General features: G+C 45.0%; 22 protein-coding genes. 16 read left to right on the forward strand and 6 right to left on the reverse strand.

Annotated elements, in window-relative coordinates; all coding sequences use genetic code 11:
* The first annotated feature begins 377 nt into the window (after nucleotides 1-377).
* From rnr to LWP20_RS01245, 6 genes are all read left to right on the forward strand, one after another.
* Nucleotides 378-2480 carry a ribonuclease R gene (rnr, locus tag LWP20_RS01220; RefSeq protein ID WP_437179399.1) on the forward strand — a complete coding sequence of 701 codons (2103 nt, stop codon included), beginning with the start codon at nucleotides 378-380 and terminating at the stop codon, nucleotides 2478-2480.
* A gap of 7 nt (nucleotides 2481-2487) precedes the next feature.
* The gene (locus tag LWP20_RS01225; protein ID WP_242926292.1) at nucleotides 2488-3462 is read left to right on the forward strand and encodes a polyprenyl synthetase family protein; all 975 of its coding nucleotides are present in this window, start codon (nucleotides 2488-2490) and stop codon (nucleotides 3460-3462) included.
* A gap of 93 nt (nucleotides 3463-3555) precedes the next feature.
* Nucleotides 3556-4179, forward strand: coding sequence for a rhomboid family intramembrane serine protease (locus tag LWP20_RS01230; protein ID WP_242926293.1), 624 nt, complete (start codon nucleotides 3556-3558; stop codon nucleotides 4177-4179).
* Nucleotides 4180-4264: 85 nt separating this feature from the next.
* The gene (locus LWP20_RS01235) at nucleotides 4265-4756 is read left to right on the forward strand and encodes a fasciclin domain-containing protein (RefSeq protein WP_242926294.1); all 492 of its coding nucleotides are present in this window, start codon (nucleotides 4265-4267) and stop codon (nucleotides 4754-4756) included.
* Between the two features lie 6 nt (nucleotides 4757-4762).
* A complete protein-coding gene (locus LWP20_RS01240) occupies nucleotides 4763-5623 on the forward strand; it encodes a glycerophosphodiester phosphodiesterase family protein (RefSeq protein ID WP_242926295.1) in 861 nt (286 codons plus the stop codon).
* 46 nt (nucleotides 5624-5669) lie between these two features.
* On the forward strand, nucleotides 5670-6110 hold the full coding sequence (locus LWP20_RS01245) for a hypothetical protein (RefSeq protein WP_242926296.1): 441 nt from the start codon (nucleotides 5670-5672) through the stop codon (nucleotides 6108-6110).
* Between the two features lie 106 nt (nucleotides 6111-6216).
* Here LWP20_RS01245 and LWP20_RS01250 read toward each other — a convergent pair whose 3' ends face one another.
* On the reverse strand, nucleotides 6217-8073 hold the full coding sequence (locus LWP20_RS01250) for an ABC transporter ATP-binding protein (RefSeq protein WP_242926297.1): 1857 nt from the start codon (nucleotides 8071-8073) through the stop codon (nucleotides 6217-6219).
* Nucleotides 8074-9160: 1087 nt separating this feature from the next.
* Between LWP20_RS01250 and LWP20_RS01255 the strand changes: the two genes are divergently transcribed.
* A complete protein-coding gene (locus LWP20_RS01255; RefSeq protein ID WP_242926298.1) occupies nucleotides 9161-9346 on the forward strand; it encodes a hypothetical protein in 186 nt (61 codons plus the stop codon).
* 327 nt (nucleotides 9347-9673) lie between these two features.
* Nucleotides 9674-10396: a head GIN domain-containing protein gene (locus LWP20_RS01260; protein ID WP_242926299.1), complete on the forward strand. Its 723-nt coding sequence runs from the start codon at nucleotides 9674-9676 to the stop codon at nucleotides 10394-10396.
* Nucleotides 10397-10588: 192 nt separating this feature from the next.
* Here the strand turns inward: LWP20_RS01260 and LWP20_RS01265 are convergent, their stop codons facing one another.
* From LWP20_RS01265 to recF, 5 genes are all read right to left on the reverse strand, one after another.
* Nucleotides 10589-11968: a M28 family metallopeptidase gene (locus LWP20_RS01265; protein WP_242926300.1), complete on the reverse strand. Its 1380-nt coding sequence runs from the start codon at nucleotides 11966-11968 to the stop codon at nucleotides 10589-10591.
* Nucleotides 11969-12046: 78 nt separating this feature from the next.
* Nucleotides 12047-12604, reverse strand: a complete 558-nt coding sequence (locus LWP20_RS01270) for an acyl-CoA thioesterase (protein WP_242926301.1) — start codon at nucleotides 12602-12604, stop codon at nucleotides 12047-12049.
* A 188-nt stretch (nucleotides 12605-12792) separates the two neighbouring features.
* A complete protein-coding gene (locus LWP20_RS01275) occupies nucleotides 12793-13116 on the reverse strand; it encodes a DciA family protein (protein ID WP_242926302.1) in 324 nt (107 codons plus the stop codon).
* Nucleotides 13117-13189: 73 nt separating this feature from the next.
* On the reverse strand, nucleotides 13190-13915 hold the full coding sequence (locus LWP20_RS01280) for a hypothetical protein (RefSeq protein WP_242926303.1): 726 nt from the start codon (nucleotides 13913-13915) through the stop codon (nucleotides 13190-13192).
* A gap of 34 nt (nucleotides 13916-13949) precedes the next feature.
* Nucleotides 13950-15056: a DNA replication/repair protein RecF gene (recF, locus tag LWP20_RS01285; protein ID WP_242926304.1), complete on the reverse strand. Its 1107-nt coding sequence runs from the start codon at nucleotides 15054-15056 to the stop codon at nucleotides 13950-13952.
* A gap of 131 nt (nucleotides 15057-15187) precedes the next feature.
* Here recF and pdhA point away from each other — a divergent pair, with 131 nt between their 5' ends.
* From pdhA to bamG, 8 genes are all read left to right on the forward strand, one after another.
* Entirely contained in the window at nucleotides 15188-16234 is a 1047-nt protein-coding gene (gene pdhA / locus LWP20_RS01290) for a pyruvate dehydrogenase (acetyl-transferring) E1 component subunit alpha (RefSeq protein WP_242926305.1), read from the forward strand.
* A 119-nt stretch (nucleotides 16235-16353) separates the two neighbouring features.
* Complete coding sequence (locus tag LWP20_RS01295) at nucleotides 16354-17067, forward strand: tetratricopeptide repeat protein (RefSeq protein ID WP_242926306.1); 714 nt, start codon at nucleotides 16354-16356, stop codon at nucleotides 17065-17067.
* Between the two features lie 145 nt (nucleotides 17068-17212).
* Nucleotides 17213-17689: a 6,7-dimethyl-8-ribityllumazine synthase gene (gene ribH, locus LWP20_RS01300; protein ID WP_242926307.1), complete on the forward strand. Its 477-nt coding sequence runs from the start codon at nucleotides 17213-17215 to the stop codon at nucleotides 17687-17689.
* A gap of 472 nt (nucleotides 17690-18161) precedes the next feature.
* Nucleotides 18162-18551, forward strand: coding sequence for a TraR/DksA family transcriptional regulator (locus LWP20_RS01305; RefSeq protein ID WP_242926308.1), 390 nt, complete (start codon nucleotides 18162-18164; stop codon nucleotides 18549-18551).
* A 12-nt stretch (nucleotides 18552-18563) separates the two neighbouring features.
* The gene (gene scpB, locus LWP20_RS01310; protein WP_242926309.1) at nucleotides 18564-19124 is read left to right on the forward strand and encodes an SMC-Scp complex subunit ScpB; all 561 of its coding nucleotides are present in this window, start codon (nucleotides 18564-18566) and stop codon (nucleotides 19122-19124) included.
* Nucleotides 19125-19207: 83 nt separating this feature from the next.
* On the forward strand, nucleotides 19208-20941 hold the full coding sequence (locus LWP20_RS01315) for a pseudouridine synthase (protein ID WP_242926310.1): 1734 nt from the start codon (nucleotides 19208-19210) through the stop codon (nucleotides 20939-20941).
* A 6-nt stretch (nucleotides 20942-20947) separates the two neighbouring features.
* Nucleotides 20948-21664 (forward strand): type III pantothenate kinase, encoded by a 717-nt coding sequence (locus LWP20_RS01320; protein WP_242926311.1) that lies wholly within the window; start codon nucleotides 20948-20950, stop codon nucleotides 21662-21664.
* The gene (gene bamG / locus LWP20_RS01325) at nucleotides 21657-22949 is read left to right on the forward strand and encodes a BamG family beta-barrel-assembly machinery protein (protein WP_242926312.1); all 1293 of its coding nucleotides are present in this window, start codon (nucleotides 21657-21659) and stop codon (nucleotides 22947-22949) included. The genes LWP20_RS01320 and bamG overlap by 8 nt, the downstream gene beginning before the upstream one ends.
* Nucleotides 22950-22985 lie beyond the last annotated feature (36 nt).

The raw sequence follows: 22985 nt of genomic DNA on the forward strand, positions 1-22985 counted from the left end.
AAATTTCTCTATAAATTGACGTCAAATTGCTTAATGCTTTAGCCTTGCCTTACCCAAAAGGCGTATAGTACCTAAATTATTCTAGCTAAAGTTTATAAATGGTTATGGTTGCAAAGGGCAGCCGGGCCATAGAGATACCTACATACATGAGAAGTAAATTCAACAAAAGAAACGACAGAGCCGAAGACGGCGCCAGTGGAAAAAAAGCCGGAAGAGGTTCATCAGCGAGAGGCGATAGAGAAGGAGCAGCAAGGGGAAGAGATTCGGAGAGAAGTGGTTCTTCTAAAAGAGGTTCGTCCAGAGGAGGCGGATCAGGGCGCGGAGGTTTCCAGTCAAGAGGAGGCGAGTCCGGAGGCAGAGGCAGTGGCCTTAAAGGCATGAAGGGCAAAGTATACGAAACGTTTGCCCAATCCCCGGATGTGGCTTTAAGCTATCGGCAGGTATTCCGCAGGCTGGGCGCTACCAGCAAAGCTGCCCGCCTTGAAATAGACGAATGTCTTAAATCATTGAAAAAAGATGGCAGGCTAATCGCGGTGGATGATGATAAATTCATGCTCAACCTGCGCGTAAATATTATAACGGGTAAAGTAGACCTGGCCAATAGCAAGTATGCATACATTGTATCGGAAGAAACCGATGACGATGTGCGTGTTTTCAGGGAACACCTGAAGTATGCCATGCATGGCGATATTGTAAAAGTAGAAGTGCTGCCAACAGTGCGCGGCGGCCGCCAGGAAGGTATAGTTGTAGAAATATTAGAACGCCAGCGCGAAGAACTGGTGGGTATTATGCAGCTTACCAAAAATTTTGGCTTTGTGGTGCCCGATTTCAAACGCTTATACTTTGATGTGTTTGTGGGCGAGAGTGGGCTGAACAATGCCCAGAATGGTGATAAGGTACTGGTAAAAATTATTGATTGGCCGGATAGCCCTGATAAAAACCCAACCGGGGAAGTAATTCGTGTGTTTGGCCCGGCGGGTGAGAACGAAGCTGAGATTCACTCTATTATGGCTGAGTTCGGGTTGCCGTTCGAGTTTCCGGAAGCCATAGAGGCAGAGTCTGAAGAAATTTCAGATAAGATCACCACTGCAGAAATAAACAAACGCCGCGATTTCAGGGATGTAACCACATTTACTATAGATCCGGCAGATGCGAAAGACTTTGATGATGCCCTTTCTATCCGGAAACTGGAAAATGGTAACTGGGAAATAGGCGTGCACATTGCCGATGTTACACATTACGTACACCCGAAAACCCTGCTCGAAAAAGAAGCTTTCCATAGAGCTACCTCAGTTTACCTGGTAGACCGTACCATCCCGATGTTGCCCGAGCGCTTGTCTAACGGCTTATGCTCGCTTCGCCCTAACGAAGAAAAGCTAACCTTCTCAGTTGTTTTTGAGCTCGATGATAACGGCAAACTATACGATACCTGGTATGGCCGCACGGTCATTTATTCTGATCGCCGGTTTGCTTACGAAGAGGCACAGGAACGCATCGAAACAGGCGAGGGAGACTTTGCTGAAGAGATAAACGTGCTGAACAACATCGCTAAAAAGCTAAAAGATAAACGCTTTAAGAATGGTGCCATCAGCTTCGAAACAACCGAGGTAAAGTTTAAGCTCGATGAAAAAGGCAAGCCACTTTATATCTATGTTAAAGAGCGCAAGGATGCCCACAAACTTATAGAGGAATTCATGTTGCTGGCCAACAGAAAGGTAGCTGAGTTTGTTTACAACCTGGGCAAAGGCAAACGCCGCCCAACTATGGTTTACCGTACGCACGGCTCCCCGGATCCTGATAAGCTGAGCACTTTCTCTATATTTGCCCGCAAGTTTGGTTATAAAGTAGACCCGGATGGAGACATCTCAACTGAACTAAATACACTGGCAGAAGAAACAGAAGGCAAGCCGGAGCAAAGCGTGCTGCAGAACCTGGCTATCCGAACAATGGCGAAGGCAAAGTATAGCACTGAGCCGGAAGGTCACTTTGGTCTGGCATTCGATCATTATTCTCACTTTACTTCGCCCATACGCCGCTACCCGGATATGATGGCGCACCGCCTGTTGCAGCATTACCTGGATGGAGGCTCATCGGCAGAGAAAGAAGAGTTCGAAGAGCGCTGCCGCCATTCTTCTGACATGGAAAAACGCGCCGCCGATGCCGAGCGTGCCTCTATCAAGTATAAGCAGGTAGAGTTTATGAAAGATACTATCGGCAACGAGTACAAAGGTATAGTGTCTGGTGTTACAGAATGGGGTATATTTGTGGAGATCGAGGAGAATAAATGCGAAGGCATGGTGCGTCTGTCAGACCTGAACGACGATTACTATGAGCTGGATGCAAATAATTACCGCATCATAGGCCGCCAGAGCAAGCGCATTATTTCTTTTGGAGATGAGGTGCTGGTACGTGTAAAAAGTGCCAATCTTGCCGAGCGTACCATCGATCTGGAACTAATAAAAACCCTGAAACAACACTAAACACCCAGTGGATATCTCACGCCTTTCAGACAAGATAAACCATACGCTTACTACCTTACATTACGGCGACAACCCGGCGGAGTTGTACGAGCCTATACGCTATATTATGGCGCTGGGCGGTAAAAGAATAAGGCCTCTTTTAGTGCTTCTGGCTGCAGAAATGTATGATGATAATGTGGAAAACGCTCTTTTGCCCGCTGCGGCAGTAGAGGTTTTCCACAACTTCACGCTCATGCACGACGACATCATGGACCGTGCTCCATTGCGCCGTGGTAAGCCAACCGTACACGAAAAATGGAATGCCAACATAGCCATACTTTCCGGCGATGTAATGCTGGTGCGTGCTTACCAGTTACTGTTGCAGGTAGAGCAGAATAAGCTGGCAAAAGTGCTGGAGCTGTTCAGCAAAACTGCCGCCGAAGTATGCGAAGGCCAGCAGCACGACATGAATTTTGAGCAGCGCGAGCAGGTAAGCATTCAGGAATACATCCGGATGATTACGCTGAAAACAGCGGTCCTTCTTGGTTTCAGTTTAGAGTTGGGAGCTATACTTCAGGGCGCGCCTGATTCGGATGCCGAACACCTGAAGCTTTTTGGTAACAACATTGGCATTGCTTTTCAATTGCGCGATGATTTGCTGGATGTGTATGGCGACAAAGACAAGTTTGGCAAACAGGTAGGCGGCGATATTCTCTCTGATAAAAAGACTTTCCTGATGCTGACAGCACTGGAAAAAGCGAACCAGGAGCAACTGCAAACAATAATTAGCTGGCGCAACAGAACAGGAGCCGACACTGCCGAAGAAAAAGTGAAAGCCATCACCAAAGTATACGATGAGCTTCAGATCCGGCAGCAAACCGAACAGCAGATTGATTTATACTTTAAAAATGCCATCCATCATCTGGATGCCGTGCAGGTAACAGAAGAGCGTAAAGCAACGCTACGCGGCCTGGCCCTGCAACTGATGGAGCGGGATAGTTAAGATTTGGAAATTTGAAGATGGTAGAATTTGAAAATGTTTCTCATCTTACACCTGTATTCAAAATTCAGTTATTCATTCATTCAAAATTAACCAATGAGCATCACCCTCATCCTGATTATACTTACTGTCGGAATTTCCTGGTACGCCTGGAAAAACCATGACCTGATGCATCGTTGGATTTTCCAGCCGTATGCCGTGCAGCGCGATAATTCCTGGCACCGTTTCCTTACATCAGGTTTCCTGCATGCCGATTTCTCGCACTTGTTCTTTAACATGTTCACGCTGTTCTTTTTCGGGAGAGCGGTAGAAATGACATTTATAGGCTTGTTCGGGCCTGTAACTGGCGTGCTTTTATACTTACTTATTTACCTTGGCGGCATTATTATATCAGATGTGCCAACTTACCTGAAACATCGCAACGACCCGGCTTACCGCGCGCTTGGAGCATCTGGCGGAGTTGCTTCTGTGGTATTTTCCAGCATCCTGTTTTACCCAACACAGGATATTTGCCTATATGCTATACTTTGCCTGCCTGGTTTTATACTTGGTGTAATTTACCTGATCTATTCTTATTATTCGGGCAAGCGTATGGGCGATAACATTAACCACGATGCTCACTTTTATGGCGCTGTGTATGGTCTGTTACTAACATTAGTTTTGTTTCCGGCGGCAGGGCCAAATTTTGTGGAGCAGATCAGTAACTGGCGTATGTTCTAATCATTAGTATTATTTGCATCACATTTCCTGTAAGCTTTAGCTATAAACTTTAGGATCTCGTATAAATCGCTATAAATGAGCATTTATGCGTATGAATATTGATCCTAAAAATATAACGATAAAATTTCTGGTAATAGGGCTGCTTCTGGTTGTAATGCAACCAGTGCATGCTCTTAACGCCATCTGCGTGCAGCAACAGCAACCTGTTACGCTGCTCGAGCAGATCATGAAAGACAGGCCGGTATTGGTACAATTGCTAACTACTGCAGGTTATGCACCTCTGCTTACCGGCGATGCCCCTTATACTTTGCTTGCCCCACCTGAGCAGGATATAAAAGCTCTGAAAAATGAATCTCCGGAAAAAATCAGGGCTATAATGGCGGGCTATATTCTTAAAGGTAAACACATTGAAAAGAGCCTGAAAGATGGTACTAAAGTAGAAACACTGGCAGGTACATCTTTATCTATTTACCGCAAGGATGGCCATACTTTGATAAATGGGGTGCGTATTACCCATCCTGATAACGATTGTAAAAACGGTGTTATACATGGTTTGGCCGGCGCTCTGAACTCATAAACAAGTATGGTAAATGGAGTTTGGCCGCAGGTGCATGGCCACCGTGGCTGCCGCGGGCTGATGCCTGAAAATACCATAGCTGCCTGCCTGAAAGCTGTAGACCTAGGCGTTGATGCCCTGGAGCTGGACGTGGTAATAACTTATGACCGGCAGGTGCTTGTATCGCACGAAGCATACTTTTCATCTGAGTTTTGCCTGCTGCCAGATGGAAGCCCTATTTCTCCTTTCCAGGAAAAAGATCATAATATTTTCCGGCTGCCTTACTCCCAGATCAAACTGTATGATAGTGGCAGCAAACTACACCCGCGTTTTCCGGCACAGGAAAAAATGCGCACCCATAAACCTTTGTTACAGGAAGTAATTGCAGCGGTAGAGCAACATGTGTTGGTACATAATCTTCGGCCTGTCGGGTATAATATCGAGCTGAAATCTTTTCCGGAAGGAGATCATATTTTTCATCTTCCGCCGGAGGAGTTTACAGAGTTGGTAATGCAGGTTTTACAGGAGCAGCAGGTTACAGAACGCTGCATGATACAGTCTTTTGATAAAAGGCCTTTGCAGATATTGCACCGATTTTATCCGGAGATAAAGCTTGGCCTGCTTGTAGAAGATGATCTGCCTACGGAATGGCACTTGCAGGCGCTTGGTTTTTACCCCTATGCTTATAACCCGCAGTATAAATTATTAACCCGCGACCTGGTAAATTTTATAAAAGCAAAAGGCATGCGAATCTGTACCTGGACAGTAAATGAACCTGAGCATGTTAAGGAGTTACTGGAGATGGGCGTTGATGCCATCATTACCGACTTTCCTGATTTTGCTGTTGGGTTGTGCCAATTATATAGGAATGGAGCTACAAATCCTTAGCTAAGTATAAAGCACCAACACAGAGCCTGCGTATACATCACGAGCCATGTTAATCGCTAACCACAATACCGCCCCGGATGACGCACGAATAGAGGTTGCTAAAAACCTATGTTACGAGATATACTTTAGCATGGGTAAGAACAGGGCATACCTTACTTTAAAAGGTTTCTGGAAATCGAAGCAGGTTGTGGCTGGTTACCTCGAAGATCTGAAGAAATTACTGGTGCTGACTGAACCTGGGTTTACCATACTTACAGACCAGAGCCAGTTAGTTACGCATCCGCAGGAATTAAACGACCTGCATCTGGAAGCACAACGCTTGATGGTAAAAGAAGGTGTGCAGCAAGTGGCCCACATTATGCCTTCAGATAAAATTGCAAGCCTGCAGGTAAATGCCATTGCAGACCAGACAGGGCTCCCCATTTCTAAATTCGCAACTATAGAAGAGGCTGAAACGTGGCTCGATAACACGGTTTCTTTTGAATAATCGTTAATCTATACTTTAAGTTGGCTGCTGCACATGTTCCACGTGTGACGAATTTGTGTTGATCTCTAGTACGAGTATAACCTAAAACTGAATTCCTGGGCCAGTACTATAGATAACCCTTTGCCTGCAAAGTAAACAGTTCGGCATACTTGCCATTTTGCGCCAGTAATTCTTCATGGGAGCCCAGCTCTTTCAATTGCCCCTGTTCCAGGAAAAGTATACGATCAGCCATACGCACAGTAGAGAAGCGGTGGGAGATAAGTACAGCTGTTTTGCCCGCTATCAGCTCCGAGAAACGTATAAACACCTCATGTTCGGCGCGCGCATCCAGGGCGGAGGTAGGCTCGTCAAGTATAAGCAGCTGCGCGTCGCGCATATAAGCACGTGCCAACGCTACTTTTTGCCACTCGCCACCCGATAGCTCCACACCTTTGTTAAAGCGCTTACCGAGCACCTGGTCATAGCCTTCGGGCAACCGCTGTATAACCGGGTCTGCCAGGCTTTTGCGGGCCGAAGTATGAATGCGGTCTGTATCGTTAATGTTGCTGATTTGGCCAATGGCAATGTTATCGGAGGCTGTCATCTGAAAGCGAACATAATCCTGGAAAATAATACCGACCTGGTGGCGCAGGTCGTTCAGGTCATAGTCGCGCAGGTCAGCACCATCCAGCAAAATTCTACCTTCTGTAGGTTCATAAAGTCTTGCAAGCAGTTTTACCAGTGTAGTTTTACCGGCACCATTCTCGCCAACTAAAGCTAGTTTTTCGCCTGCCTGCAAATGAAAGGAAAGGTGGCGTACTGCCCAGCGCTCGCTGTTATGATATTTAAAACCTACGTTCTCGAATGTAAAGCCATGTTTAATGGGCCTTGGCACAGGTAATGGGTTAGCGGGCGGAGTTATCTGAGGTTTCAGCTCCAGGAAATCAAACAGGTCCTGCAAGTATAAAGCGCTTTCTGCTATCTGGGAAAAACGCGTCATGATGCCCTGCAGCAAGCTTCGCATATTGCTGAACGAGCCCGCCAGAAACGTAAGACTACCTACTGTAATAGCGCCCGCTACCGTCTGGAAAAGTATAAAGATGTAAGCACCATAGTAAGCCAGTGTACCGATAGCTGAAAGTATACTTCCCCAAACGGCACGATTCACGATAAGGCCTTTATTCAGATCATAATACCTGTCGGATAGTTGTTTAAAACGGTGAGCCAGGAAACCGGAAAGGTTAAAGGTTTTGATTTCTTTGGCTGTTTCATCGCTGGCGCCAATGTAGCGCAGGTAATCCAGCTCGCGGCGCTCGGGAGTCCAGGAGCGGGATAGGGAGTAAGTGCGCTCGTTAAAATGCGTTTCGCCCAGGAAAGAAGGTATAACCGCAATCAGCAGTATAATTATAAGCCAGGGGTTAAAAGCTATCAGACCAACTGCTAGAAAAGCAATCGTAACCATATCCTGCAACTGAGAAAGTACCTGCGACATCAACACCACACGCGTTACTGTTTGCCGGCGTGCCCGCTCCAGTTTGTCATAAAAAGTGGCGTCTTCAAATTGTGCCAGGTCCAGGGTGGCAGCATGCTCTATCAGGGTTACCGAGGTTTTATTAGAAAAAAGATCGCCCAGTAAACTATCCAGAAGCGTGATGCCGCGATTTATAAGGTCGGATAGGAGGGCCAGCCCCAATTCAGAAGCCACCAATATCCAGAGATAGGACAGCTCGCGCTCTCCGGTAACGTCTATCAGCCTGATAACCTCATCAATGATCAGTTTACCTACATATAGCATAGCCAGCGGAAGCGCAGCTTTAACAAGGCGCAGCAGCATGTTGCCAACGGTCATACTTTTGCTGGTTTCCCAGATAAGGCGGAAGAACTTAGGCAGGTTTTTAAGCGCTCCCATCTGCTCGCGCAGGCTCTTCTTTTCTCCGTCGGGTTTTGCTGAGGCCGCCCTTGTTCCTTTTTTAATAAAATCCATATACTGTTTACGTGCCTTTGTGTGGGGTAATGCCTATAACTATACCAATTGATGCGAGATATGTTTAACAGGCTCTTACCGGAATGCCAGCTATGATTATCGGATAAATAAAAAGCGCAGCTTCAGATATTCATCTCCTTATAACAACTGAAGAAAAAGCAGCCGGCAAAAACGTTCTGCAAACTAAATTAACTTCAGCAATAGTGGTTAGGTGGGATATCGTGGCGTGAATACGTATCAGTTGGTATTTAGCAAAGGCCGTTGTTGGCTAGCCAGTTTGCTCTTTACACCCGAAATACCTTAGCAAAAGTTGTTAAAGCAGTATATGAAATAGTATAAAATGAGAAAAGCCCCACCAAAATGGTCGGGGCCTTCTCTCACCTTAAACAAACTAAACTAATCTAAACTTTAACTAACCTTATCTTTGTTATTTTAACTTCTGTTTTGTTGAATATAGCATTATCCAGTTTTAATTTTAGACAGAACTGCTATAATAGAAATAGAGAGACATTTTTTTTAAAAATTGTTTGCTTTACAAAAAAAATGTATTGATATTAGCTTACCACAATAAGCGCCCTCTTAATTCGGGTGCAAAAGTACGTTTTTGATTTCTTATAAAAAAGAAGTTCCTCAAAAGATTTTTTAAAATTTTTATATTTCCCCGTCTCCTGCTTCTAAACCTGGTTTTATAGGTTTTAATTTTACCTGTTCTTAATTAGCCTCTCTACATAAATTTATACTTAAGCTAAACTATACTTGAGTATAATATGCTTCCTTATTAGGTTTTAATAATCCGTTGCAGGCCAAACGGGATGGTTCGTGCTGTTATATATCAGAATTGTTGCTAAACCATCTGCCAGTAAAACTGTTATTTGTATATTTTATGGCTAAACATCTAACCAGAGGAATAATTAAAATAAAGGCTGGGAAAACGTTTATTTGATAAATTTATTTACTTTGCTGTCTGTTATTAAGGGAGTTATAGTTGTAAACTTCCGAATTGCTCCTTTTTAAGGGTAGAGCATAACAAAAATATATCAAATAAAGTATAGCTATTAAAAAATATAACTAATAGCAGAATAAGTAGATGTCTAAACTTTACAAGCCTTTTTTACTTACAGTAGGTGTACTCGTTTTAGTACTGCTGATGTGCTTTGCCCGTCCTGGTGCATTTCATGCGGGCCATATGCTTACAGTTGGTCTGTTATACATTATAGGTATGGCGCTGGGTCTGATCAGCGATATGGCAGCTGAAACAGGTAACCGTAGTTAATACTTTCTTTTTCTTAATTTTTGTTACCGGTAGCTACCCCGGCTACATGCTGTTGCCTTTCCTTTTTTAGCTTTCTGATAAGTCTGGCTTTCCAGGTTTAACTGCTTTTAGGTTCTGTAGCTCTTCATTAGGCTATAATATCTCGGCTATATAGTTAGCGCGTTCCACATGAAAAGTGGCGCTTGATTTCCCTTTCTGAATTTTTATAAGGTAAGCTTCTCATTATTTCTTCTTGTCTAAAAAAATAAATTCATACCTGAAGCAACCTTTGGGTTGAATGGGCATCTATTAGGCAGAAGTAAAATCAGAAACCATAAAAATAAACCTATGAAGATTGTAAAGTTTTACGCCACCACGTTAGCTGTTTTTGTTTTAGCGCTGTTTATAGTGCAGATGCCGGCTTTTGCACAAAACCTGAAAGGCAATGGTAACCTGAAATCCGAAACCAGAAATGTATCCGGTTTTAAAGGTATTGATGTTGGCGGCGGCTTTACTGTGGAACTGGTGCAGGGCAAAGATGAAAACGTCCGTATAGAAGCAGACGAGAACCTGCTCTCCAATATTAAAACAGATGTAAAGAACGGTGTGCTACGTATTTACAACGATAAAAGCTTGAGCACGAGCAAAGGCTTGAAGGCCTACATTACCGTTAAGCAATTAAACAGCATCGAAATCAGCGGTGGCGTGAAGCTAATTGGAAAATCTACATTTAAAGCGGATGCCTTTAAACTTGATCTGAGCGGAGGCTCTAAAGTAAACCTGGCTATCGATACCAAAAACCTGACTGCTGATATGAGCGGGGCCAGCAAAGTGGAGCTAACCGGCAAAGCAGACGAACTGAGCATGAATATGTCGGGAGCATCAAATGTTAGTGCCCAGGAACTGGAAGCCAAGCGTGTGAAGATAGAAGCCAGCGGTGCCAGCAGAGTAAAAGTATATGCCCGCGAATCACTTGATATTACTGCCTCCGGTGCATCCGCAGTATACTATAAAGGCAGCCCTAGAATCACTGCTGATACTTCGGCTGCAGCTAGAATCTCAAAGTTATAAAAACACAAATTTAAAATCCTGGAAACAGCAGCCTCTTTGGGGCTGCTGTTTTTATTTAGGAGGATCTTATTGAAACTATGGCAGCAAGTATAAAATCATACTTATAAAGCTTTAAACTGAAGTTCTCAGCGCCTTTTTATACTTGCTATTGTTACTTATGAGCCCTATAAGAAAAGGCCATACTGACTATACTTAGCGAACAGGCACCGGGAAAACAGGAAGGCTTTCGTGGCCTTCGGCATCAACTGCCTGCACAGCAAAAAAGTAATTGTCTTTAGAATAAGGCAGGGTCACTTTTGTATCCTTTACATAGAACTTTTTCTCCCAGACAGGGCTGCTGGTGTCGCGCATCAGAACATAATAACCGGCTGGGCGCTCGCCTTTTTTAGGAGCTTCCCACTGCAGGTCTGTTTTGTTTGTCAGGTTTTTGATGGATACGCCAACATTAGCTGGCGCGTAAGGTGCCCAGGCCAGGTTAGCCAGCGATGCCAGGTTAAGGCCGGCATTTTTACGCATATACTGGTAATCAACAAACTCAGGAAGGTCGCCATACTGCACGCCATTCTCTACACGCACATTCTGGTGCTGATGGCGGTAATCTTCGTTCATTTCGCAAACACGGATAGCCGGGAAGCCATTCTGGCTAAACGGAGTATGGTCGCCGCCACGCAGGAAACGGTCGTTGCGGTACACCAGTTTTACTTCGAGCTGGTCTACATAACGTTCGCCGGTTTCTTTCATGTAGCGGGCTAACTGGCGGCTTTCGCTGTCGTTTTCGCGGTTGGTAGAACGGCGCATTTTAGCTTGCTCCTCTGATTCTACAGCAGGTATGCCTTCGCTGAAAATACGCACTTGCACGTTGTTGCGCAGCTCTGTTTCGTCAGATGATGAATTTCCAATCATATCGTTGTTCAGCATCGCGATCAGGTTCCAGTTCTGGCTTTTCGCTTTTTCGGCCAGGTGGCGTGCACCCTGTAAGCCTTGCTCTTCGCCGGTTACGGCTACAAATATAATGGTAGCCGGAAACTGACGCGATGCCATAACGCGGGCCAGTTCCATTACAGCAGCTACACCAGAGCCATCGTCGTTAGCTCCGGGCGCTTTGCCTTTCACATCCATAATATCCGTGTTGCGGGAGTCCATGTGGCCGCTGATGATCATGACACGGTCGTCGTTAGGGTCGGTGCCTTTCAGCGTTGCCATTACGTTTGCCAACTCCACATCCTGCGGAATACGCTGTCCGTTGGCCTTTACTATGTACTTGTCAAGCTCTACGGTCATGCGGCCGCCCGAGGCTTGTGCATATTTCTCGAACTCAGATTTTACCCACTCGCGGGCAGCGCCAACGCCTTTTTTCTTGTCTTTAAGGGAGCTCAGGGAGTGGCGGGTTTCAAATGATACCAGTTTACGAACCAACGTTTCCAGGTTAGCGGCAGATATTTCGTCTACCATCTTCTTTATTTCGTCGTCGTGGCGCACAATGGTTTGCGCAAAAGTGGCAGGAATAATAGCCAGGTATAACCCAACTATAACCAGCAGGGCAAATAGGCGTGAGAAGAAGTTATTTTGCATTAGGTGTAAGTATAAAGTGCTTAAACCTTAAATATAGAGATGAATGCCCGGAATTACCAACAACTAAAGTATAAGGATTTAAATATAGGCTAACTGGCAGCGCTCGTTCTGTAACAGGTGCAGTTCCTGTTCGATAGCAAGTATAGTTTTGGCTTCCTTAAATTCTGATTGATAGCGTTGCGCCAGTTCGCGGCGTTTAATAGCTTCCAGAAAACGACGGGTATCGTCCGGAGATTCAAGTATAAGCCCGGGCACCTGTACAGGCTTATCGTTATCGCCTTTGGCAACCATGGTAAAGTAAGAGGTGTTGGTGTGCTTTACTAAGCCGGTTTTTACGTTTTCGGCAATCACTTTTATACCTACCATCAGCGAGGTATTGCCCACATAGTTTACAGATGCCATCAGCGAAACCAGTTCCTGTACTTCCACGGGTTGCAGAAAATTTACGCCATCCACCGAAACGGTTACGCAATAATTTCCGGCATGCTTGGCCGCGCAGGCATAGGCTACTTTATCCATCAGCGAGAGTAAAATACCTCCATGAATTTTACCGCCAAAGTTGGCGTAGCTCGGGATCATGAGCTCGGTTAGCGTAGTACGGGAGTAGGAGACAGGCCGGTAAGCTTCGTCGGTCATAGTTTATACTTTGGGCAAGTATACGAAAGCTTTGTTGCTTTTGTCTGAATCAGAATTTTCAGGATTAAAGGATAGACAGGATGCTATAGACCTAGCAGTGTGCGAAGCTCCTGCTAGCGTCTATGCAGGAGCGGCAGGTACTACTTAGCAAGACGCTCCGAGGTTTTGCAAACCCTCGGAGGTCAGTGCTATAAAAACACTACTTCCTTCACTACCTCGTGGCCGGCAGCGCGATTTAGGAGCTCCACCACCTTGCTCTTACTCATGTTGAGTTCGTGTTTGAGCGGGGCAGATGTTAAGCGTACAAATAGTTTGCTGTCCCGGAAGTATAATTCCTGTGTTTTCAGGGCGATGGGTTTGCCCATGATTTCTTCCCAGCGTTGCACCAGGTTTACTTCGTTTAATTTGCCATCGAGGCGGTAAGCTTGCAACAGCGCTTTTATACTTTCACCGATAGGTTGCATATCGGATTTGCGCTTGTCAATCGCCTCTTTTTTCTTGTAGTAGCGCACGGTTGGTTTTGAATGAGTGGGTGAGGGAATTAAGAATAAAATAGAAAGAATTTAAAGCTGGGGAAATCAACTTTTATTTGAGTTCAATCAACTGGTCTGATAAGTAACGGATAATAAATACCTTATCAAACTGACTCACAAACTCATTTTGCTCAAAAGTTTCTACGTCATCGAACCAAGAATTGGGAATAAGGCCTTCAGCTATCACAAGTATAGCTTTATCTACTTTGTCCATGTACCCGCTCATCTTCCTTTCCTTTAATCTGTGAATATTTAATATTTCTCTTTTTGTCAGGTTAGGTACTAATCTTCCTTTGGCTGAATACCAGCTAACACCTTTTACATTTGGAAAGTAGTAGCCACTAACACGAAGCAGTTCTTGCGGTAGATTATATCTTAAATGAAATGAGAAATGTTCTTCAAGTTGCCTCCCGTACGTCTCATTTTCAACTAATTCACAAATCTGCCGAGATAAAACCTGTCTTTGTTTTTCATTTAAAAGAATGTTGTTGGCAAAGGTAAAGCTCATATGTAAAGGAATGTTATTCCTTTGGGAAAATAGTGCTTGCGCAGTTTCTAAAATAGAGTTTTCTGTGGCATGCTTCTGTGCTGGAGGAAACTTCTCATTAGGTCCTTTTTCATTATGGATTTGGGTTATTTCAACAGCTATTGTTTCTGTACCTGTATCGATCAAAAAATCAGGTGGTTCAGGTTTACTTAACCTACCCTTAGGAAGCGAAGGAAAGAGCTCTGTTAACTTTTTGAAAAAGTATTCCTCTATCTCATGTTTATTCTGCATACTTCCCCTTAGATAAAGAAAATGTTGTTCATAATTACCCAATTAAACTCACTTTTCCTTCCTTCACTTCAAATCTACGGATACTTTCTGAGAGGCCGGAGAGAATTTTGTCGGTGCGGTCGAGGTGGGTGTCTGTCAGGAAGATCTGGCCGAAAGTATGGGCGGCTACCATTTGCATGAGCTTAGTGATGCGCTTCTCGTCGAGGCGGTCAAAAATATCATCGAGTAAAAGTAAAGGCTTGTGGTGTTGGCGCTCGGCCATTACTTCAAAGTGGGCCAGTTTCAGGGCAATAACATAGCTTTTCTGCTGGCCTTGCGAGCCAAAGTTTTTCACCGGGTTGCCATCCATCAGAAACACAAAATCATCTTTGTGCGGGCCAACCGTAGTGCGTTGCAGGGCCAGGTCTTTGCGTTCGGCCTGCAGTAGCTGCTGCTCAAAACTGGTACCTAACAACTGGCTTTTATAGGTTAAGGTTACCGTTTCGGAGCTGTCGGAAATGTGGCGGTAATGTTTCTGAAAAACAGGTACAAAGGTTTCCAGAAAAGCGGCCCGTTCCTGGGCCAGTTGCTGGCCAAAAGGTACCAGTTGCTCGTTAAGTATGTGCAGGTAATCTTTATCGAAATAGTGGCGCTCGGCAAATTGTTTCAGCAGCGAATTGCGTTGCTTAAGTATATAATTATACTGTATAAGCTGCTCGAGGTAAGTATGGTTAAGCTGCGATATCAGGCTGTCGAAATACTTGCGGCGCTCTTCGCTGCCTTCCCGTATCAGGTCGGTATCGTAAGGCGAAATAAGCACTACCGGAAAACGACCAATATGCTCGCTCATTTTCTCATAAAGCACTTTATTGTGCGTTACCGTTTTCTTTTGCCCTTGTTTTAAGCTGCACAGCACGGTATGTTTTTCGCCTTCTACTACAAAGCGGCCTTTCACCATAAAATATTCTTCGCCCTGTTTTATATTCTGGGCATCCGAGCTGTTAAAAGCACTTTTAGTTAGCGAGAGGTAATGTATGGCATCCAGCAGGTTGGTTTTGCCACTTCCGTTATCGCCAATAAAGCAATTTATGTGAGGAGAGAAACTAAGGCTAGCTTCGTCATAGTTCTTGAAAAACAGCAAACTGAGATTTTCGAGGAGCATTAGTTTCTACTTTGATTTCTTTTTCCTTAATTTCGCATGCTAAATCCGTTGGCGGCCATTTAGTCGCTGTTTCTGAAGTATAAATTGCTGAGAACAAACAACGGACAACAAAAACGAATAGACATTTACCCATGGCTGATACGAAAGAAAAGGCAAAAGCGAAGTCGGCGAAAGCAAAGGTACAGGCTGAACCCACATTTTCAAAAGAGACTTACATGTGGTGGTTTGAGACAATGAAACTCATCCGCCGTTTCGAGGAAAAAACAGGTCAGTTGTATGGCCAGCAGAAAATCAAAGGTTTCTGCCACCTTTATATTGGCCAGGAGGCTTGTGTAGCGGGTGCTGTTACTGCTCTTGAAAAAGGCGATAAGTGGATTACCGCTTACCGCGACCATGCTCACCCGATTGCATTAGGCACTAGCCCAAATGCTGTAATGGCAGAAATGTTTGCAAAATCTACCGGTTGCTCTAAAGGCAAAGGTGGCTCTATGCACATATTTGATAAAGAAGTAAATTTTGTAGGTGGCCACGGTATTGTGGGCGGCCAGGTGCCACTGGGCGCTGGTCTTGCATTTGCCGAGAAGTATAACAAAACCGGCAAGCTGTGCATTTGCTACATGGGTGATGGCGCCATCCGTCAGGGTGCCTTCCATGAGGCGCTTAACATGGCCATGACCTGGAAGCTTCCTGTGATCTTCGTGATCGAGAACAACGGTTATGCAATGGGTACTTCGGTAACGCGTACTTCTAACGTAACTGAGCTTTACAAACTGGGCCACGCTTTCGAAATGCCATCTGAGCCTGTAGAGGCCATGAGCGTTGAGAACGTACACAATGCTGTAGCAAGAGCTGCCGAGCGTGCCCGTGCCGGCGAAGGCCCTACACTTTTAGAGTTCAGAACTTACCGTTACAAAGGCCACTCTATGTCTGACCCGGCTAAGTACAGAACCAAGGAAGAGCTGGAAGACTACAAAGGCCGCGACTCAATAGAATCTGTTAAGGCAACTATACTTAAAAACGGTTGGGCTACAGAAGAAGAGCTGGAGCAGATTGATGAGAAAGTGAAGCAGAAAGTAGCTGAATCTGTGAAATTTGCCGAAGAATCTCCTTATCCGGATCCGAAAGAACTGTACACAGACATCTACGTGGAGGAGAACTATCCATACCTGATGGACTAAATTTTATAAACTATTAAGGATTAGGAATTAAAAATTATAAATTTGTTGTTCTGCTCCTGTGGGCAAAGCAAAAATTCATTTTTAATACCTACTTTTGAAAGTATAATTCAACAAAGCTAATGGCAAAAGAAACAGTAAAGAAACACAGCGAGTTTGAAGAGCTGATTGAGAATCCGGATGTGTTGGCAGATCGCCTGGCGCAGTCAGAGGATTTTGTTGCAAAAAACAAATCGAAGCTACTTGGTGTGTTTGCCGTAATTGCCGCACTTGTAGTTGGTGCTTTCGTGTTCTATAACTACCGCAGCAGCCAGAACAAAGAAGCGCAGGAAGCTATGTTCCAGTCTGTACATTATTTCGAAGCCGATTCGCTGAACAAAGCCCTTAACGGCGACGGACAGTACGACGGTTTTCTGAAAATAGCAGACGAGTATAGCGGAACAGATGCCGGTAACTTAGCTCATTTCTATGCTGGTGTAGCTTTGCTGAAAGAAGGTAAATTTGCCGATGCGCAGAGCCATCTTGAAGATTTCAAATCTGATGATTACCTGTTGCAGGCCCGTGCTTACAGCTTAATTGGCGATGCCCTGTCAGAGCAAGGTAAAAACAAAGAAGCTGCCGATATGTACAAAAAAGCAGCTGACCATAACGCTAACCAGTATTTCTCGCCACAATACCTGATGAAAGCAGGTATAGCTTACGAAGCTGGGAACGACTTTAAAGCCGCTGCCGAAGCGTACGATAAGATCGTGAAAGACTACGTAGCATCTGCTGAAGTAGCAGACGCGAAGAAGTATAAAGCTCGTGCTGAGGCGCTGGCCGGAGGCAATAACTAAGTATAAACACAGGCTTGCCTGAAGTATAAAAGCGCTTTTGTCTTGATCATCGAGGCAAAAGCGCTTCTTTTTTTATCTGCACTTAAAGCCTTGTAAAAGGTGAGTTATCCAACTTAGAACTATTAACGCTTAACTATAAAAATAAATGGCTACAGCATTAAAGAACCTGAACGAATACAGCAAAAACAGCTTTGCGGACATGTCAGAAAAAAGATTTGGTATAGTAGTAGCCGAGTGGCACACTGAGATAACAAACGCGCTTAGCAACGGAGCCATCGAAACACTGCTGAAACACGGCGTGCAAAGAGAGAACATATACTTAAACACCGTGCCGGGAAGTTTTGAGCTTACGCTGGGTGCGCAGCTTATAGCGCAGAGCGAGGAAATAGATGCCGTAATTTGTTTGGGTGTTGTTATTAAAGGCGATACCAAGCACGATGATTACATTAACCACGCAGTGGCGCAGGGCCTTACTACGGTATCACTTAAGTATAACAAGCCGGTGTCTTTTGGCCTGGTAACCACCAACGATTTGCAGCAGGCTTTAGACAGAGCGGGTGGCAAGCATGGCAACAAAGGTACAGAAGCTGCCGCTGCTGCCATACACATGCTCAGCTTCTAAAAGCAAAGTATAAATCAACTATAAAAGCCTGCGTATTGCACAGGCTTTTATAGTTTTACAATGCGCTAAAAACAGCAATTTGTATACTTTAAGCCAGACAGTATTTACCGTATGACCTTACTTAATGCCGGAATTCTGAAATATTATGAGTAGTTGGTTAATCCATTCAGCTCGATAGAAGTCAAATTAAGTATAGAGCGGGCTTGTCTGGTTTTTTGTAGGATTAAACAGAAAAAAAATTAAATAAAAGACGACAGGTAGCAAAGTATAAATATAACTGCTATTTTTGCACCAATTTTAGCTAAAATGCTAATATAGAGAACAGAAGCACGAAGTATTTCTGGTATTACTATTGCAGAATAAACTAAAAGATAACTGTTGCTGTTATGCCGCCAAAGAACCTGGTGGCTGGGCAAAAGTTACTTAATCATTGGTTAAGGATATTAGCAGACATACAGTTCAAACAAATAAAATGAACACAAACGAAGAAAGACAGCGTTATTCGAAAGAGGAATTAGCAGAGTTTGAGAACATCATTCTTGAGAAGCTGAATAACGCCCGCAAGGAAGTGACTTTTATTAAGGAGACACTTAGCCGCCGTAACGATTCAGGTACTGAAAACACAGCATCAACTGCTAAAGTGCTTGAAGATGGAGCCGACACTGCTGAGAAAGAAAGCTTAAACCAGTTGGCATCGCGCCAGATGAAGTTTATCCAGCAGTTGGAGAATGCCCTTATCCGCATAAAAAACGGAACTTACGGTGTTTGCATAGTTACAGGCAAGCTTATACCTAAAGAAAGATTGCGCGCCGTGCCGCATACTCAGCATTCTATTGAAGCTAAATTACAGCGAAACGACTAGCATTTTTACTCCTTGAATATACTGCAAAACCATATTCAGGCACTTGTTTTTTGTGCCCAATCACCGATAACGATCGAAGAACTGCAACGCTGCTTAACTGAAGCGCTTGGGCTGGAAGTATTGGTGAGCGATGTGCTGGAAAGTATAGAAGAAATAAATGAGCGACTGACAGAAACCGGTTTTGCCTTTCAGATCTATGCGATCGGGGGCGGTTACCAGTTCCTGACAAAGCCAGAGTACCAGGATACCGTTGGCGTATACCTGAAACAAAAGTCAAAGAAAAAATTGTCGGCGTCTTCACTGGAGACGCTGGCAATTATTGCCTACAAGCAGCCTATTACCCGCACGGCAGTAGAGCAGATTCGTGGCGTTGGGTGCGATTACGCCATCCACAAACTATTAGAAAAAGAGCTGATTGAAATAAAAGGCAAAGCCGATACCATAGGCAGACCCGTACTTTACGGCACTTCGCAGAAGTTTATGGACTACTTCGGTATTAACCATATCAAAGACCTTCCACAGCTAAAAGACTTCGCCTCAGAAGAAAACATGATCGGCGAAGTAGCCGATTAGCAGCCCACCTGGCTTATCAAGTATAAATTTTATTACTGCACATAAAGATACAGTAGCGATACTGCATCATTAATTTATTTACAATGGCAAGAGATTACGACAGACCTGCACGCGATAACAGCGACGAGGCAGGAAACAGAGGTTCCGAAAGAAGATCTTTCGGCAAACCATCAAACGACCGCGGAGAAAAGAAAATATTTAACAGAAGAGATAAAGGAGATAGCAGACCTGAGAGAAGAGAAGGCGGAGAGCGCCGCTCTTTTGGTTCTGATAGAAAGGATGACCGCCGTGGCGATGACCGTGGCGAAAGACGTTCTTTCGGTGGCGACAAACGCGAAGGTGGCGAAAGAAAATCATTTGGCGCTGGTAACCGTGAAGATAGACGCTCATTCGGAAACGACCGCCGAGAAGGTGGAGAGCGCCGTAGCTTCGGTGATAAGCGCGAAGGCGGCGAAAGAAAAGCTTACGGCGACCGACCAGAGCGTTCTGGAAACAGAGAAGGAGGCGAGCGCAGATCATTTGGCTCTGACCGTCGTGAAGGTAGTGATAGAAGAGAAGGCGGAGAACGCCGCTCGTTTGCACCGCGTCGCGAAGAAGGCGAAAGAAAATCATTTGGCGAAGGCAGAAGAGAGGGTGGCGAACGTCGTTCTTTTGGAGCCGGTAACCGTGAAGGTGGTGAAAAACGTTCTTTCGGTGGCGACAGACGCGAAGGCGGAGAGCGCCGCTCTTATAATAGCGACAGACCAAACCGTTACGAAAATAAAGGCGAAGGTGAAAAGCGTTCGTTCGGCTCTGACAGGAGAGAAGGTGGTGAAAGAAAATCTTTCGGTGCTGACCGCAGAGATGACAGACGTTCTGACCGTGATGACCGCAGCTCAAAACCATCATTTGGTGGTGAAAAGCGTAGCTTCGGAGGTGAGAAGAAATCTTTCAACAATGATCGCAACGACCGTTACAGCAAAGGCTCATCTGACAGAAATGACAGAAACAACAAAGGCCGCGGCCGCTCCGATGACTCTGAGCGCGACCCGCAGAGCCCGAACTATAACCTGAGCCGCTACAAGAATAACCCGCGCATCAAGAAGACCAACATCAAAGAAGAGGATGACGGTACCATCCGTCTGAACCGTTATATTGCCAATGCCGGAGTTTGCTCACGCCGCGAAGCCGATACACTCATCGAGTCTGGTGAAATAAAAGTAAACGGTGAAGTAGTAACCGAAATGGGTTATAAAGTCCAGCCAAGCGATACCGTAGTTTATGGCAAAAAAGTACTGAGCCGCGAGAAAATGGTTTATGTGCTGCTTAACAAGCCAAAAGACTTTATCACTACAACTGATGATCCGGAAGGACGCAAAACGGTGATGAGCTTGGTAGAAAAAGCTTCGAAAGAGCGTATTTTCCCGGTTGGCCGCTTAGACCGCAACACGACAGGTTTGCTGCTTTTCACGAATGATGGTGAACTGGCGCATAAACTAACGCACCCGTCTAACGACATTAAAAAGATTTACCAGGTTGAACTGGATAAGCCGATCACGAAAGATGATTTCCAGAAAGTAGTGGAAGGTGTTGAGTTGGAAGACGGCAAAGCAATGGTAGACGATGTGGCGGAGCTAGGAGATACAGGCAAGTTTTTAGGCCTGGAAATCCATATTGGCCGTAACCGCATTGTGCGCCGTATTTTCGAACACCTTGGCTACGAAGTAGTAACCCTTGACCGTGTACAGTATGCAGGCCTGACTAAAAAAGACCTGCCTCGTGGCGAGTGGCGCTACCTGAGCGAAAAAGAAGTTATTCGTCTGAAGTTTTTTGTGTAAGTATACATGCCGGACCTCGCCATTGATATAGGAAACACAGGCACAAAGTATGGCATCTTTGAAAACGATGTCTTAATAAAGCAAGGCTATTTTAAAGAGGGTGATTTGCCTCAGGACCTGCTTGCTTATACTTTTGATAATGCCATAGTTGCCTCAGTGGCAGGCAAACCGCAAACTATAAAGGCAAGGCTGGCTGTGTCAGGAAGCTTCGTGGAGCTTTCGGCGCAGACAGCCTTGCCTGTTATAAACAAGTATAAAACCCCACAAACGCTGGGCGCTGACCGTATTGCCGGGGCAGCGGGAGCGCATTATTTCTTTCCGAACAGAAATTGCCTGGTAATTGATGCGGGCACCTGTATTACCTACGATTTTACCGATAATCAGGCACAGTACCATGGCGGAGCCATAGCACCAGGCTTACGCATGAAATTCAAGGCACTGCATACTTTTACACAGCGGCTGCCGTTAGTAGAGCAAACTTCTGAAAATTTAATTCTTACCGGCCAAACCACGCAGGAGAGCATTGAAAGCGGTGTTTTGACCGGAACTGTAGCCGAATTGCAGGGAATAATCAATGCCTATACCGAAAGATCTCCCGATCTGGTGGTTATACTTTGCGGAGGCGATGCAGGATTTTTTGAAAGTAAGTTAAAAGGACGCATCTTTGTAATTCCTGAACTGGTCCTGATCGGGCTTCACAGAATATTGACACATAATGTATAAGACACTCCGAGTATTGATTTGCGTTGCCGTGCTGAGCTTAACGCACGCTGTGCAGGCGCAAAATATAGGCAATACCCCGTACTCACGCTATGGCCTTGGCGAACTTAATAATAACCTGGGCAGCCTGCGTACAGCAGGTATGGGTGGCGTTGGCGTTAGTGCCGGTAACAGTTACCAGTCTAACACTGCAAACCCAGCACTGCTATACTATAACAGCACCACCGTTTTTGACCTGGGCGTAAATGGCCAGCTTAAGAAGCTCAAAAACAGCAATGAGTCGCAGGTAGATGGTAATGGCAATATTGCTTACTTAACCCTGGGTGTTCCGATTTCTAAAAGATGGAGTTCTGCTGTAAGTTTAAGGCCTTATAGCGTAGTAGATTACCAGATAAATGCTACAAGCGCATTGCCTAGTAACCCGCAGGCAAGCATAAAAAGCCAGTACCGTGGCGAAGGCGGTATAACAGAAGTATACTTTGGGCATGGGGTACGTATTACAGACGGACTTACCGTAGGAGCTAGTGCTTCTTATCTTTTCGGAACGATCACAAAAGAGTCATCGTCGCTGATAGAAGATACAACGTTGGTGGGCCTTAACCTGGAGCGTGTAATTTACAGTGAGCGTACCCGCTACAAAGATTTCTTATTCAGAGCGGGCGCCAACTATAGAAAAGAATTAAAAGAGAAACTATATTTAAGTGCAGGCGCGCTTTATAGTTTGAAAACAGACCTGAGTGCAAACCGCAAAACTTCTTATGAGCGCCGCACAATTTATGAAGTAGTTCAGGACGAGAACATTCTGCCAGACAGCGTAAAAGGCAGCGTATCACTTCCTTCGAGTCTGCGTGCCGGTATCAGCGTAGACAATGGCTCTAACCTGACCATAGGTGCAGAGTTTTATACTCAGAACTGGTCAGAGTTTCGCAACTTTAACGGGCAGCAGGAACTGGCAAATAGCTACCGTATAGGCCTTGGCGGTGAGTATACACCAGATGCCACGTCTGTGGGTAATTACTTTGAGCGTATCACGTACCGCGCTGGCGTTAACTATGGCAACACACCCTACAAGATCAATGGCGAGCAGATAAAAGACAAGGCTGTAACTTTAGGTATGACATTGCCTATCGGCCGTTCTACTATTTATGATATGTACCAGTTTAATACTGCATTCGCATTAGGGCAGCGCGGCACTACCGATAATAACCTGATTCAGGAAAATTACTTCCAGTTCAGCTTTGGCGTAACTGTTAACAGCCGTTGGTTTATTAAGCGCCGTTTAGACTAAACTTTTAAGCAACAGAAAACATTATATAGAAAGGCC

It is taken from the genome of Pontibacter vulgaris (assembly GCF_022758145.1).
Taxonomy (GTDB): Bacteria; Bacteroidota; Bacteroidia; order Cytophagales; family Hymenobacteraceae; genus Pontibacter; species Pontibacter vulgaris.